Origin of the sequence: Pseudomonas sp. BF-B-26 (assembly GCF_019956495.1) — a bacterium.
Classification (GTDB): Bacteria; Pseudomonadota; Gammaproteobacteria; order Pseudomonadales; family Pseudomonadaceae; genus Aquipseudomonas.
Genome location: NZ_JAHBDP010000087.1, coordinates 1 through 13,541 on the forward strand (window position 1 = coordinate 1; position 13,541 = coordinate 13,541).

Below are 13,541 nucleotides of genomic sequence, written 5' to 3' on the forward strand. Positions count from 1 at the left end.
CGGCGGGCCAGTCGATATTGATGTTGAATGATCAAACGCCTTCGCGAGCAAGCCCGCTCCCACAGTTAACCGAGTTCACCCAGGCGCTCGCGGACAAATTCATTGGCTTTGCGCGTCATCTGGTCCAGATGCCGGTCACGCTGTTTTTCCGCATCGAGCATCGCGCGCTTGCCGTGTTTTTGCAGCAGGTACGTATGAATCTGCCGCACCTCGAGCGAGCTGTAGATCGGCGCCACGTCCAGCAGAGCCATCAAGCCGTCGCTGCCGTGATCGCGGGTGTTCATCAGCACTTGAGTCGCGCGCACGCCCACCACCTGAAACCCCATGGCCTCAAAATACGGCACCTTGGCCACCGCGCACGTCAGTTCGGCATGCGGGTAGCGGCCGACCATTTCCTGCAGCATCCGCCGGGCAATACCTTGGCGCCGATGGCTGGCACTCACCGCCATATACGCGACACCGCATGCATCGGGATCGTCCTTGACCGGCAGGTACAGCAGGAAGCCGATGACCTTCTCCGGATCGTCTTCGTCGGTCGCGACGAGCAACTCCACCGCAATCCCTTTCGCCCCGTTCAACGCCTCCAGATAGAGGTGAACCTCGTAGCCGATCGCGTACTGGTACACGTTGTACAACAGGTTGCTCGGCGCGATAGCGACCATGCTGATGTCGGTCAGGTAATCGACCACCATCTGCAGGATCTGGCTATTGATGTGCTCGGGGCACGGGGTTTTGAAATGGGTGATCTGGGGCATTCGTGGCTCTGACTCTGGGGCGGACGTGAAGAGTGTGTTCGCGGGCGTGCCTATCATAACCGACGCCACGCACGCTTGGCCGAGTTACCGCTGCGGCGCAACCATCCGAAACCGGATATTGATCTTGTCCGAGACAACACTGTCGGCCCATTCGCCTTCGCCGATTTTGAAGTCGCTGCGCTTGAGGGTTAACTGGCCATCGAAAATCCCGATGGCGTTCTCGGCCTTCAAGAGCACCGGTACCTCCACTTCATGGGTGATGCCCCTGAGCGTGAGTTTGCCGGTGATCGAGTAACGGTTGTTGCCCAGCACTTTCACGCCGGTCGATTCAAACGTCGCCACTGGATACGTTGCCGTGTCGAACCAGGCTGGTTTTTGCAGTTCGCTGTTGGCGTCGCTGCTTCCGGCGTCGATGCTGTCGAGCTGGATGGTGAGCGCGGCCCGGCCTGCCGACGGGTGCGCCGTGTCGAAATCAAGCGTGGCCTCGAACTTGTGGAACGTACCGTACACCCGCGAAGAGAACTGTTTATACGTGAAGGAAATCGTACTGGCGGTTTCATTGACCCGCGTGTATTCGACCGCCTGGACACAAGGCAACGCGCCGAATGCAAGGGCGGCCACCAGCACGGCGCAGGTCGGGAATCGGTGTTTCATGGGACTCTCCGGTTGGGCTCCCGTCATGAGCTGAGGTGCCGCACACGTGAGCCAGCGATAGGTGGACTAAAGCAAACAAACGCCGTTAATTCCACCGGCGGCTCAGACTTCCGACCACCTGTCGGCCCACGCCAATGGCCGCCCCGATAGGACCGCTGCCAGGGTGTTTAATGACAGTCCCAACACACCGCATCGGGAGACCGGCCATGAAATTCGTCATCATCGGAGGAAGCGGGCTGATCGGCAGCAAAGTCTGCAAGAACCTACAGGATCTGGGGCATGAAGTCATATCAGCGTCACCGAGTTCCGGCATCAACGTCATCACCGGCGAAGGCCTGGCGGGCGCGCTCAAGGGCGCCGACGTGGTGGTCGACGTGGCCAACTCCCCCTCATTCGAGGATCACGCGGCGTTGCATTTCTTTGAGACCGCCGGGCATAACCTGTTCGCTGCCGAGAAGCTAGCCGGCACCAAACACCATGTTGCCCTGTCCGTCGTGGGCACCGAACGGATGCTCGACAGTGGTTACTTCCGGGCCAAAATGGCCCAGGAAAAACTCATCAAGGCCTCGGGTGTTCCCTACACCATCCTGCGGGCCACGCAGTTCTTCGAATTCATTGGTGCCATTGCTTACTCAGGTCGCGAGGACGGCAACACCATCCATTTATCCTCCGCCGCCCTGCAACCGGTGGCCTCGGTGGATGTCGCGGCCGCACTGACGGCTATCGCTCAAAAAACGCCGATCAATCAGACCGTGGAAGTAGCCGGGCCGGATCGCCGCCCCATTGTCGAGTTCGTGAGTGAGTACCTGAAACACACCAACGACCCGCGCGAAGCCGTCCCGGATGACACGGTTCCTTACTTCGGCGCCCCGATCAATGACAAGTCCCTCACGCCCGGCGATAACCCTATTGTTGGAGCGACCCGGTTTGAAGACTGGCTAGAGATCGCGCATCCCTCTTGAGTCACCAGTGCTGAGCGGCGCAGGACTCTCGCTGCCACGCCCGCTGCAACAGCTTGATGACCTCGGCATCCGAGGTCTGGGTAAAGTCCATGTACCAACGGCTGATCGACATCAGCCAGTCGGGAATGATCGGGCATATCAGCTCATCCACCTCACTGCGCAGCGCTTCCGCCGTCTCAATCGGCGCCACCGGCACGGCGACGACGATGCGAGACGGCGCTTGCGCACGCACCGCGTGGATCGCCGCCAGCATCGAGGCGCCTGTCGCCAGGCCGTCGTCGATCAGGATCACCACCTGATCCTTGAGTTGCACAGGCGCGCGTGCTCCCCGGTAAACCTTCTCGCGGCGTAACAGCTCCCGGGTTTCCCGTGCGACCACGTCATCGAACGCGGCCGGGTCAATCGGGTGAACCCGCAGCGCGTGTTCATTGAGGATTTGGATGCCGCCGCTGGCGATGGCGCCCATGGCGAACTCTTGATGAGACGGAACGCCCAGCTTGCGCACCAGCATCAGGTCCAGACGAACGTCCAGTGCAGCGGCTACTTCATAAGCGACCGGCACACCGCCACGGGGCAAGGCGAGGATGATGACATCGGGGCGATGCGCGTACTTGAGCAGCGGTTCCACCAGACGTCGCCCGGCAGCGGCTCGGTCCTGCAGGAGGGTGGGCGATGAGGGACTCATTTGAAAACCTCCTCAGGCGATCACGCCTGTCGGTTCGCATCACACGGTCACTCATGGATTGTCGATCTGACGGTGGCTGACATCAAGCTTGGCCATAACGCTCCTGCCCTTTATCAAGTGCCCTCAGCCTTCGACATTCGCCGCGAGCGCAAACCAGATGCAGACTTCGAATCCATCCGTTCGACCTGTCGCCGGCGAGAGCAGCCGTATTCTCGCGTTGACACCCTGCACAATGGTTTTGGCAATCGCCAACCCCAATCCTGACCCGCTGGTTTCACTGTTACCCCGCACAAAGCGCTCGGTAAGGCGCCGCAACACCGGCTCGGGCACCGCCGGGCCACCATTGACCACCCGCAGCATCGCTTGGTCGGTGAGGCTGACTTCGACCGGTTGATCCGCCGCGCCGTACTTGAGCGCGTTCTCGATCAGGTTGCGCAACAGGATGGCGAAGGCGTCCGGATCAATCGCCGAATACACACTGGCCTGGGTTGGCAGGTGCAACTCGATCCGGTGCCCACTGTTGTGGTTCCACTCATCGACCACATGGGCCAGCAACGGAATGAGGTCCTGAGGCGTTTCGGACAACAGCCCCCCACCCTCGGCCTTGGCCAGTTGCATGAGTTTTTCCGAGAGCCGCGTCAGTTCGCGCAACGAGTTTTCGATTTTAGCCGCCCGTAATCGCAACGGGCCTTCGGGCGCTTCGTGATGCAAACGCTGGACCTGCGCCAGGGTCGCGGCCAGTGGCGTGCGCAGTTCATGGGCGCTGTTGGCCGTAAAGCTGCGCTCGGCCTCCAAAGCCTTGCGCAAGCGCTCCAGCAGATGATTGACCGCCTCGGCCAGCGGGCCGATTTCAGCTGGCAATCGCGCCACGTTGATCGGCGACAGATCACCCACGCCGCGCGCCTCCACGGCACGCCGATAGGCCAATACACTGCGCAGGCTGAGGCGTACAAACATCCAGGTGCCAAACAGGCTGATGGGAATCAGCGCCAGCAATGGCAACAACAAGGCAAGCAACGCTTCCCGCGCGGCTTCATGGCGATGTTTCAGAGGTTCGGCGATTTCGATGAACACCGTCTCACGCAGCGCACTGGCGCCGTACAGACGGTATTTTTTAGTGGTTGAAAAGCCTTCGACCGGTTGTTTGTTGAAGATCTTCGGGTTGGCGTCGTGGGACTGCATCAGGATCTCGCCCTTGGCATCGCGCACCAGATACGTCAGGTATTCATTGTGCATTTTCAGGGTGGCGACATGCTGCGCTTCACGGGGTTTTTCCCGGTTGCTGATTTCCAGCACGGCCAAGGGCAAGATGCGCTGCGCAGTCTCTTCCAGCGCACTGTCGAAGGCCTCGTTCAATTCATGTTGCACCACCAGCCAGGCGCCGACGGTCGCCGCCAGCCAAAGCAGGGTCGTGCCCAACGTCAACCCCAGGCCGAGACGTTTTTGCAGGCTTGACGGCGGCTTCATGCGGACATCAACCGATAGCCCATGCCGCGCACGGTTTCAATCAGGTCGCGCCCGAGTTTTTTACGCAGACGGCTGATATAGACCTCGATGGTATTGCTCTCGATTTCGGCACCGAAGGCATACAACCGTTCTTCCAGCTGCGACTTGGACAGCAACGCGCTGGGGCGCTGCACAAACGCCTCGAACAGCGCCCACTCCCGCGCGGTGAGATCCACCGTCGCACCGGCCCGCTGCACCGTACGGGCACTCATGTCGATCTGCAAATCACCGAGCTTGATCTGCGGATTGGGATTGCCGCTATAACGCCGAGCCACCGCCGCCACACGAGCCGAGAGCTCAAACAGGTCGAACGGTTTGACCAGGTAGTCGTCGGCGCCGGCATTGAGGCCAGCGATACGATCGGAAATCTGATCCTGGGCCGTCAGGATAATCACCGGGGTCACGTCCCCTGCCGAGCGTTGCTGACGCAAAAAATCCAGCCCACGACCGTCCGGGAGCATCAGGTCCAGCAGGATCAGGTCGTAAGGCGTGGTGCGCACGCTATTGCGCGCATGGTCCAGGCGCTGCACCCAATCGACTGCGTGGCCGTCATCGGCGATCTGTTCGCGCACCGCCTCCCCCAACCCTTGTGCGTCCTCGATCAATAAAACCCGCATCTGGCACCTCCTGTGATGGTTGTCGTGCAGCACCTTAAACGCCTTACCTGACATGAATCTGAAGATTCAGCTGGTTGTCAGGAATGCACCTTAGGGTATGCCACAGACGCCGACCTCGGCAGGAGACAGATCATGAAATCAGGTTTTATTGCCAATGCCGCGCTGTTGAGTCTGCTGCTCAGCGGTTACGCCCTGGCCGATGACGACTGCAGCGACCCGGTGAGCGACTGGCAACCACGCGAAACCTTGCGTCAGCAGGTAGAGCGGCAGTACGGCTGGAGCGTGCAGCGGATCAAGGTCGACGACGGTTGTTACGAGCTCAAGGGGTTAGACCGCAAAGGCAATGCCATCGAAGCCAGCTATTCACCGGCATCGCTGCGCCTGCACACACTCGAGATCCATTTCCGGGACGACGGCGATGCCAGGGACTACCTCGGCACTTCGCTCAGCGAATGACGCCTCACCTGTCGATGAGTTTTTCCTGCGCTTCAGGTTGCTGTCAGCAAGCAGGTCCAGGCTCTCGACCTAACGATCAAAAGGACACCGCCATGAAAAAGATCATCGCAGCAACTTGCCTCGTCGGCGCCATTGCCCTGCCGGGGCTGGCCCAGGCCCGTGAAGTGACCTTGACCACACAGCTCAAGGACTACAGCGGCAATGATGCCTACCTGGCGATCTACGTCACCGACGCCAATGGCCAATACCAGAAAACCCTCTGGGTGGCCGGCAAGAAGGCCAAGTACTACAAGCACCTGGGCGACTGGGCCCGTGGCAGCGGGATGAACCCGAGCGAGTTTGACGGGGTCAGCGGCGCCAGTGTCGGCAGTGGGCGCACGCTCAAAGTCAGCGTCGAACTGGCAGACACCCTGATTGATGCCGGGTATCAGATCCGCATCGACAGCGCCGTCGAGGACAAACGTGACGCCCGCGCCGATGTCAGCGTGCCCCTGACGTCCAAGGGCGCAGGCAAGCCGGCGACCGGCAGTACCTACGTCGACGCCTTTACTTACGATCTGTAGCACCCGCCATTACTGGAGGCTGAACATGCTTCGTCAGTTCCATTCCCTACCTGGCCTGATCGCCGCCCTGTTGGTCATGTTGTTGGCCATCAGCGGCGCGATCCTGTCTGTCGACCCGGCCCTGGAACGCCTGCACAGCACGTCCACTCCCGCCGGACAACTCAACGTCGGCCAACTGGCCGGGCGCGTTGCCAACCACTTCCCGGGCGTGGAGCAGATTCAGCGCTCAGCGTCCGGGACGGTGATCGTCTACTACAACCAGAACGGCCAGGCCGGGGCACAAAAGGTCGACCCACTGACCGGCCAAGGCCTCGCACCTTACGAGCCCTCCGCGTTCTCACGTTGGGTGAAAGAGCTGCACCGCTCGATGTTCCTTGGCACGCCGGGTCATGGAGTGTCGGGTGTCGGCGCGCTGTTCATGCTGATATTGTCGGTGTCCGGTGCGCTATTGCTGGCCCGGCGCCTGGGCGGCTGGCGCAACCTGCTGCGGCCACTGCGGGGCACCTTCAGCCAGCGCTGGCATGCTGAAGTCGGGCGACTGGCCTTGCTCGGGCTGCTGCTGTCGGCATTGACCGGGCTTTACATGTCCGCCACCACTTTTGGTTTTATCGCCGACGGCAGTCAAAATGAACCCGCCTTCCCCGCCCACGTCAGCGCCGGCCCGGCCTTGCCGGTGGCGAAGCTGCAAGCGTTGCAGGCTACCGACCTGAACGACCTGCGCGAGCTGGTCTACCCCAGCCCTAATAATGCGCAAGACGTGTTTTCCCTGCGCACGGCCCAGGGCGACGGCTACGTGGATCAGGCCAGCGGCGCTTTGCTGTCCTATCAAGCCCACGACTCGATGCACAACCTCTACGAATTGATCTATCAGCTGCACACCGGCGAAGGCCTCTGGTGGCTGGGCCTGCCGCTGGGGCTCTGCGCCCTCTGCGTGCCGTTGATGAGCGTGACCGGCATCCTGTTGTGGTGGCGCCGCCGCAAGGCTGGCCCGAACATCCGCCACAACAGCCCTGCCCACTCAGCCGACAGCGTGATTCTGGTGGGCAGTGAAAACAACAGCACCTGGGGTTTCGCCAACACCTTGCATGAAGCCTTGCACCAGAGTGGTCATAAGGTGCATAGCGCGGCGATGAATGAATGGGTCGGCGATTACCGCAATGCCCAATGGGTGTTCATCCTCACCGCGACCCACGGTGACGGCGATGCGCCGGCCTCGGCTTCGCAGTTCCTGGCGCGGCTGGGCAAAACCGGCCTCAAGCCCGGCCTGCCCTTTGCGGTGCTGGGCCTGGGCGACCGCCAGTTTGCGCAGTTCTGTCAGTACGCCCATCAGGTGCAAGACGCACTGTTGCAGGCCGGTGGCTCGCCGTTACTGGGCCTCGAAACCATCAACCGCCAGTCCTCTCAGGAATTTGCGCGCTGGGGCCACGCGTTGGGCGAAGTGTTGGGGCAGGACCTGACGCTGGTTCACACCCCGCAGCAGCCGCGTACCCATCAATTGCAGCTGACAGAGCGGATTGCCTATGGCGAACAGGTGAATGCGCCGACCCACATACTGCGCTTCAAAGCCGACGGCGAGTTGCCGGGCTTTCTGGCCGGTGACCTGGTCGGGATTCTGCCCCCGGGCAGCCCGATCCCGCGTTTCTACTCGCTGGCCAGCGGTTCGCAGGATGGCGTGCTGGAGATCTGCGTGCGTAAACACAACGGCGGCATGTGCTCGGAATTCCTTCATGGCCTGGACATCGGCGCGCAGATCGACGCCTTTATCCAGCCCAACCCGCAATTTCGTCCGGCATCGGGCACGCACCCGGTGATCCTGATCGGCGCCGGTACCGGCATCGGTCCCCTGGCCGGTTTTATCCGCAACAACAAGGCCCGACACCCGATGCACTTGTATTGGGGCGGACGCAACCCGGCCTCGGATTTCCTCTATGAACCGGAGCTCAACCAATACCTGTCGGACCGACGCCTCACAGCACTGCGCGCCGCCTTCTCTCAGGTTCAGGACCGCAGCTACGTACAAGACCGGCTGATCAGCGATGCCCTGGCCTTGCGCCGACTGATTGAAAAAGGTGCCCAGGTGCTGGTGTGTGGCAGCCGCGAAATGGCCAAAGGCGTGATGCAGGCCCTCGATGAAGTGTTGGCACCTCTCAACCTGAGTGTGCTGACGCTCAAAGCACAAGGACGCTACCGTGAAGACGTCTACTGAGTTGCAGCGCTATAGCCTGAACGGCGAAACCATGGGCACCCGCTACACCGCCCTGTTTTATGCCGGGGCCGGGATCGATACCGACGACGTTGGCCATCGCCTGGCGCGCGCCGTGGCCCGGGTGGACCAGCAAATGTCCACCTGGAAACCCGACTCGGACCTCAACCGTCTCAACGCCGCCCCCGAGCAGGAATGGGTGGCCGTGCCCAAGGAACTGGCCACGGTGCTGTCTGCTGCACTGCGCGTCAGTCAGCAATCCGGCGGCGCTTTCGACATCGCTGTCGGTGATCTGGTTAACGCCTGGGGATTCGGCCCCGAGGAACAGACAGTCACCGAGCAAGCGATCGGCACGATTGCGCCCGGCGCCCGGCTGTCAGCCAGCGCCGCGTTGGTGGTTGACCCGCAACGCAATCAGGTGCGCAAGTGCATGCCGCTGAACCTTGATTTGAGTGGCATCGCCAAAGGGTTTGGCGTGGATGAACTGGCGCGTTGCCTGGAGGGTTTGGGCATTACCCGCTACCTGGTCGGCATCGATGGCGAGATGCGCGCCCGGGGCGTCAAGCCTGACGGCCAGTGCTGGGTCGTGGCCCTGGAAAAGCCCAACCGGGGCGTGCGTGAAGTCATGGGCGTGATGGAACTTGGCGATGCCGCTATCGCGACCTCCGGGGACTATCGACATTGGGTGGACGTGGCCGGTCAGTCCTATGCTCATACGATGAACCCGGCCACCGGCGCGCCGCTGTGCAACCCGCTCGCCGCCGTCACCGTGGTGGCGGCCTCGTGCATGCTCGCCGATGCCTGGGCCACGGCGCTGATGGTCCTGGGCGAAACCGAGGGCCCGCGCCTGGCTCAGGAGCGCGGGATGGACGCGTTATTCGTGCTGCGCGAGGGTGAACAGTTCAAAGAAATATCCATTGTCGGCGGCCAGTTGCAGGCGCAGATTGAAACCCGCTGACGCCATTTGCCGGACCGCTCGAAACCCGCCCGATTTAAACCGCCCAATGACAGGGAGTCCCGTTAAACAATGAAATTCATGCACCGGCACACCGAGGCACACCGAAGCGATCGTATCGGCTGGCTGCGCGCCGCCGTCCTGGGCGCCAACGACGGGATTGTCTCTACCGCCAGCCTGCTGATCGGCGTCGCGGCCGCCAACGCCAGCCACGCCACGTTGCTGGTCACCGGTATGGCAGGGTTGATGGCCGGTGCCATGTCCATGGCCGCTGGCGAGTACATTTCCGTACACTCCCAGGCCGACACCGAGCGCGCCGATCTGTCCCGCGAACGGGCAGAACTGGCGAGCGACCCGAAAGCCGAACACATCGAACTGGCCAACATCTACATGCATCGCGGCGTATCACCCGAACTGGCGCATCAAGTGGCCGATCAATTGATGGCCCATGACGCATTAGGCTCTCACGCCCGGGACGAGCTGGGCATCAGCGCCACCCTCACCGCCAAACCCTTGCAGGCCGCCCTGGCCTCCGCCGCCAGTTTCGTGGTGGGTGCCGCGTTGCCTCTGGCGGTGACGTTTGTCGCGCCGGAGCAAAGCGTGGTGCCCTGGATTTCGGGCATGTCATTGGTGTTTCTCGGGACGTTGGGCGCCATTGCCGCCAAGGCAGGCGGGGCCAAGGTCCTGACCGGCGCCTGGCGGGTGACATTCTGGGGGGCTCTGGCCATGGGGATTACGGCACTGGTGGGGCACTTGTTTGGCGCAGTGGTCTAGCGGGGGCGCCCTGCAAAAACAAAGGGGCGCCCGTGCCCCTAGACCAACCGCTCGATCTTCTGATGCTGCCAGACCATTTTGTAATACGCCGTCTGCAACACCAGCATCCCCAGATACGCCACCGGAAACGCCATCCACACTCCCTGCAACCCGAAGTGCCCGTCCAGCACATACGCCACCGGCAATTGCACCCCGACCACACAAAAAATCGAAATCGCCATCGGCACCAGTACCGAGCCGCTGGCGCGCATGATGCCGCCGACAATCGCCTGGAAGCCGAACACCAACAGACTCCACAGCATGATGTGCAACAGATGCTCCGCCTTCGCCCGGGTGGAATCATCCGTGAGGAACAACCCCAGCAACCAGTGCGACAACAGATAACCCAACACCACCAAACCACCGGTCAGGCACACATTGATCAACAGCCCCGTGCGCAGAATCGGCCCCATCCGCTCAAGCCGCCCTGCCCCAATCGCCTGAGCACCGAGGATCGACGCCGTGATCGCAATCGACAGCGCCGGAAACTGCACGTAATTGACGATCTGCGTCACCGCCCCATACGCCGCCGTCGCCTGCGAACCGTGCTGATTCACCAGCGCCAGAATCACCAACTCCGACACCGACAACACCACCATCTGCAACCCGGTCGGCAACCCGATGCGCAACACCTTGCCAAGAATCACCAGGTCCAGCCGCATCGCCGCAAACATCTCCCGATCCGGCGCCAACGGATGCCCCTTGCGAATCAACCGCCACGCCAGCCACCCCATCGCCGACAAATTACCCGCCAACCCCGCATACGCCGCACTCTGAATCCCCATCATCGGCAACCCGAACCAACCCCGAATCAACGCCGGCGTCAGCGCCAACCCGATACACGTCGACACCACCAACGCAATCAGCGGCGACACCGTATCGCTCACCCCGCGCAGCAGTTGGGTAAAGAGCACGTAAACCAGCAGCGACGGCATGATCCACATCATCACGTGGGCGTAGGACACGGCGTCGTCGATAACGTCGGCCGGTGTGCCCAAACCTTCCAGGGCTGGCCTTGCGAATACGCTGCCGAGTACTGCCGCTGTCAGGCCGATCATTGCGCCTAACAACAAGGTTGTGCCGGCGATGGTTTTCACCAGATGCGGCTCACGCGCGCCCCAGGCCTGGCCGATGAGCACGCCAGCACCCGCGCCGAGGCCGATGACCAGGGCGATGAAGAAGAAGACGATGGGGAACATGCCGGACACGGCGGCCAGGGCTTGGGTGCCGAGCATTTGGCCGATATAGATGCTGTTGATGGTGCCCGACATGGATTGGAGGAAATTGGAGAGGACCATGGGGGCGAGGAAAAGGAGGTAGGTTTTCCAGAGGGGGTGTTGGGTGGCAGGGGTTTGCATTGAGGGTCCGTCTCGGGGTGGGCTCGTGTTTTGGAAATTCTACGCTAGGGGACTGGGCACCACCCGATTCGATTTCGAAGATTTTGGTAGCGTGAGTAATGTCTGGTTTCGGCCAAAAGCAGACATCGGGGTAGCGCAATTCGACGCACGCCCACAGACTACTCATCAATCCATAACGCAGTTAAGGCAGTTTATTGATGCCCTCACCACTCGACACAACCATTTCCATTCCCCTTTCGCCGGACGAAGCGGTCGTGCTGTTTGAGTTTATCCGTCGTTTCAGTGATACCGATAATTTGGCAATTGAAGACAAAGCTGAGCAAAGGGCCCTATGGAACCTATGCTGCGTATTTGAAAAACACCTGAACCTTCCAATGGAAGGCAACTACGCAGAGATATTGCGTATGGCACGAGACAGGCTCAGGGATGAATGAATGGCAGCAGCGGGTCGTTTTCTGCCCCTCATGACGGGCAAGAATCGGCCAAAATCGGACGTTGGTTTTCTACTAAATTCATCCTCCACTAACAGTGGACTCGTTACCGGCTTTGTCGTCATCATGAAGGGTGACTAGCCCCTGTCTACTTGCGTACGGGGGGACAATGAAATGTTCTTATTTGAAACGGAAGTCGACAGTGAAAAAGCCGTGTGGAATACAGGAACAATTGGATAAGGCTATGGAGCAAACCGTAGCACCCGAAAATGTTTTGCCGATGGCTATGTCTAAGTCGGTTATGCGGCTGGGTTTGGCCTGCGACGAGTCCGACTTGAAAGCGTTGATAAATGCGCTTAGTAATGCCGAAGATGGCAGCATTAAAATTGATTTAGATATCCCATGCTCGTTCGGCAAGACAGGAGAAGAAATACAGGCCACGATTACCTGCCTTATAGAGGATCTAAAAGACACAATTAAGGAGGTCGGAGCGCAAATAACTGAAGCTTTACCACAGGCTGTCCAAGTTACATTGGAGAAGATGGCCGATTTAATCGGAATGGAGCTACTCACCCAAGCGATGGAGCACACTGAATATCTTAATAAAACACAGGAGTTGCGCGCTAGCACAGTTGAAAAGCTTTGGGGGAAAGCCGTAGATCAGTTAAATATGCTAAGACATCTAGTGGTAGAGTGGGACGGGACTGCATCTGAAATTAAGAGTGGGCCGTACGCCAATCCGAACACTGCACTCGCGTTGAATAGAGTAGTTTTACGAGTATATAGCGTAGTCGGTGAAGTCATAGCGCTTGCACGAGCTGGGTATGCCGATGGTGCATTAGCGAGGTGGCGATCAATTCACGAAATTTGTATTGTTGCGATTTTTTTGAGCAAACAATCTGATAAGTGTGCGCAAATGTACTTGGCACACAGCATAATTGACGAGTTGAGACTGGTTGAGTCAGGTTGTAGTGAGGGTACAAATGGGGCTAAGAATAAAGCGGATGAAAAATATTTAAGTTCGCTAAAAAATCAGAAGCGGCAACTGGTAAAAATTTTTGGCCCATCCTTTGCCAAAGATTTGGGATGGGCAGCGGTAGAACTAGGTCGAGCAAGAGTCACCTTTCGAGAGTTGGAAGATTTTGTTGAAATGGGGATGCTGAGGCAAGGCTATCAGTACGCTAATAGTGCGACTCACGGAGGCGCACTAGCAGCTCTAACAAGAATTAGTTTGGGGATGAATGTCGAGTATAGTGACGAGATCTCACCTGCCTTCGGATGCGAAGTAGCTATGGGCTACGTCGCGGGGTCTCTATCAACATTGATTGCAGAACTTTGCGTAGAAACAGAAAGCGCCGATCTTTTAATTATGAATATGGTTATTCAAAATTTTTCTTCGGATGTTCGTGAACACATCAAGAATTCAAAAAAGAAACTCTCTCGGATTACTCCTCGAGTTAGGTTTCAGCTTCAGCAATCGGAAAAATCTCTCTTCAATGCTAGAAGAGGGAAGAGAAATTGAGAGTAAAAACGAAAAGGGGACGGGTTTGTTTTCCCAGGACAAAAAATAAACCTGTCCCTTT

The 13,541-nt window shown here is 59.5% G+C and carries 14 protein-coding genes; 8 read left to right on the plus strand and 6 right to left on the minus strand.

All coding sequences use genetic code 11. The features are described 5' to 3' along the window. Positions 1-65: 65 nt before the first annotated feature. The gene (locus KGB03_RS19380) at positions 66-755 is read right to left on the minus strand and encodes a GNAT family N-acetyltransferase (RefSeq protein ID WP_192410681.1); all 690 of its coding nucleotides are present in this window, start codon (positions 753-755) and stop codon (positions 66-68) included. Between the two features lie 84 nt (positions 756-839). After that, positions 840-1,409: a YceI family protein gene (locus tag KGB03_RS19385; RefSeq protein WP_223528330.1), complete on the minus strand. Its 570-nt coding sequence runs from the start codon at positions 1,407-1,409 to the stop codon at positions 840-842. A 206-nt stretch (positions 1,410-1,615) separates the two neighbouring features. Here KGB03_RS19385 and KGB03_RS19390 point away from each other — a divergent pair, with 206 nt between their 5' ends. Then, positions 1,616-2,371, plus strand: coding sequence for an SDR family oxidoreductase (locus tag KGB03_RS19390; protein ID WP_223528333.1), 756 nt, complete (start codon positions 1,616-1,618; stop codon positions 2,369-2,371). A 1-nt stretch (position 2,372) separates the two neighbouring features. Here KGB03_RS19390 and KGB03_RS19395 read toward each other — a convergent pair whose 3' ends face one another. From KGB03_RS19395 to KGB03_RS19405, 3 genes are all read right to left on the minus strand, one after another. After that, positions 2,373-3,056, minus strand: coding sequence for a phosphoribosyltransferase (locus KGB03_RS19395; protein WP_223528335.1), 684 nt, complete (start codon positions 3,054-3,056; stop codon positions 2,373-2,375). Positions 3,057-3,179: 123 nt separating this feature from the next. Next, entirely contained in the window at positions 3,180-4,523 is a 1,344-nt protein-coding gene (locus KGB03_RS19400) for a sensor histidine kinase (RefSeq protein ID WP_223528338.1), read from the minus strand. Further along, positions 4,520-5,179, minus strand: a complete 660-nt coding sequence (locus KGB03_RS19405; RefSeq protein ID WP_218536144.1) for a response regulator transcription factor — start codon at positions 5,177-5,179, stop codon at positions 4,520-4,522. The genes KGB03_RS19400 and KGB03_RS19405 overlap by 4 nt, the downstream gene beginning before the upstream one ends. 132 nt (positions 5,180-5,311) lie before the next feature. Between KGB03_RS19405 and KGB03_RS19410 the strand changes: the two genes are divergently transcribed. The 5 genes from KGB03_RS19410 to KGB03_RS19430 all read left to right on the plus strand — a co-directional run bounded on the left by KGB03_RS19410 (position 5,312) and on the right by KGB03_RS19430 (position 10,130). Next, the gene (locus tag KGB03_RS19410; RefSeq protein ID WP_223528341.1) at positions 5,312-5,635 is read left to right on the plus strand and encodes a PepSY domain-containing protein; all 324 of its coding nucleotides are present in this window, start codon (positions 5,312-5,314) and stop codon (positions 5,633-5,635) included. Positions 5,636-5,727: 92 nt separating this feature from the next. Next, positions 5,728-6,198 (plus strand): DUF2271 domain-containing protein, encoded by a 471-nt coding sequence (locus KGB03_RS19415; protein ID WP_218536140.1) that lies wholly within the window; start codon positions 5,728-5,730, stop codon positions 6,196-6,198. Positions 6,199-6,223: 25 nt separating this feature from the next. Beyond that, positions 6,224-8,404, plus strand: a complete 2,181-nt coding sequence (locus tag KGB03_RS19420) for a PepSY domain-containing protein (RefSeq protein ID WP_223528344.1) — start codon at positions 6,224-6,226, stop codon at positions 8,402-8,404. Further along, positions 8,388-9,359 (plus strand): FAD:protein FMN transferase, encoded by a 972-nt coding sequence (locus KGB03_RS19425; RefSeq protein ID WP_223528348.1) that lies wholly within the window; start codon positions 8,388-8,390, stop codon positions 9,357-9,359. Before KGB03_RS19420 ends, KGB03_RS19425 begins: the two co-directional genes overlap by 17 nt. Before the next feature lie 69 nt (positions 9,360-9,428). After that, positions 9,429-10,130 (plus strand): VIT family protein, encoded by a 702-nt coding sequence (locus KGB03_RS19430; protein WP_223528350.1) that lies wholly within the window; start codon positions 9,429-9,431, stop codon positions 10,128-10,130. A gap of 38 nt (positions 10,131-10,168) precedes the next feature. Here the strand turns inward: KGB03_RS19430 and KGB03_RS19435 are convergent, their stop codons facing one another. Further along, positions 10,169-11,527: an MATE family efflux transporter gene (locus KGB03_RS19435; protein WP_046046668.1), complete on the minus strand. Its 1,359-nt coding sequence runs from the start codon at positions 11,525-11,527 to the stop codon at positions 10,169-10,171. 197 nt (positions 11,528-11,724) lie between these two features. Between KGB03_RS19435 and KGB03_RS19440 the strand changes: the two genes are divergently transcribed. Continuing rightward, the gene (locus KGB03_RS19440) at positions 11,725-11,961 is read left to right on the plus strand and encodes a hypothetical protein (protein WP_192410669.1); all 237 of its coding nucleotides are present in this window, start codon (positions 11,725-11,727) and stop codon (positions 11,959-11,961) included. 199 nt (positions 11,962-12,160) lie between these two features. After that, positions 12,161-13,480: a DUF5677 domain-containing protein gene (locus tag KGB03_RS31210; RefSeq protein WP_223528352.1), complete on the plus strand. Its 1,320-nt coding sequence runs from the start codon at positions 12,161-12,163 to the stop codon at positions 13,478-13,480. Positions 13,481-13,541: the final 61 nt, after the last annotated feature.

Excerpts from the sequence above, each read along its gene's own strand:
- KGB03_RS19420 (WP_223528344.1), top strand. The coding sequence starts at position 6,224 with ATGCTTCGTCAGTTCCATTCCCTACCTGGCCTGATCGCCGCCCTGTTG.
- KGB03_RS19395 (WP_223528335.1), bottom strand. The coding sequence starts at position 3,056 with ATGAGTCCCTCATCGCCCACCCTCCTGCAGGACCGAGCCGCTGCCGGG.
- KGB03_RS19435 (WP_046046668.1), bottom strand. The coding sequence starts at position 11,527 with ATGCAAACCCCTGCCACCCAACACCCCCTCTGGAAAACCTACCTCCTT.
- KGB03_RS19385 (WP_223528330.1), bottom strand. The coding sequence starts at position 1,409 with ATGAAACACCGATTCCCGACCTGCGCCGTGCTGGTGGCCGCCCTTGCA.
- KGB03_RS19400 (WP_223528338.1), bottom strand. The coding sequence starts at position 4,523 with ATGAAGCCGCCGTCAAGCCTGCAAAAACGTCTCGGCCTGGGGTTGACG.
- KGB03_RS19410 (WP_223528341.1), top strand. The coding sequence starts at position 5,312 with ATGAAATCAGGTTTTATTGCCAATGCCGCGCTGTTGAGTCTGCTGCTC.
- KGB03_RS19380 (WP_192410681.1), bottom strand. The coding sequence starts at position 755 with ATGCCCCAGATCACCCATTTCAAAACCCCGTGCCCCGAGCACATCAAT.
- KGB03_RS19390 (WP_223528333.1), top strand. The coding sequence starts at position 1,616 with ATGAAATTCGTCATCATCGGAGGAAGCGGGCTGATCGGCAGCAAAGTC.
- KGB03_RS19440 (WP_192410669.1), top strand. The coding sequence starts at position 11,725 with ATGCCCTCACCACTCGACACAACCATTTCCATTCCCCTTTCGCCGGAC.
- KGB03_RS19430 (WP_223528350.1), top strand. The coding sequence starts at position 9,429 with ATGAAATTCATGCACCGGCACACCGAGGCACACCGAAGCGATCGTATC.
- KGB03_RS19415 (WP_218536140.1), top strand. The coding sequence starts at position 5,728 with ATGAAAAAGATCATCGCAGCAACTTGCCTCGTCGGCGCCATTGCCCTG.
- KGB03_RS19405 (WP_218536144.1), bottom strand. The coding sequence starts at position 5,179 with ATGCGGGTTTTATTGATCGAGGACGCACAAGGGTTGGGGGAGGCGGTG.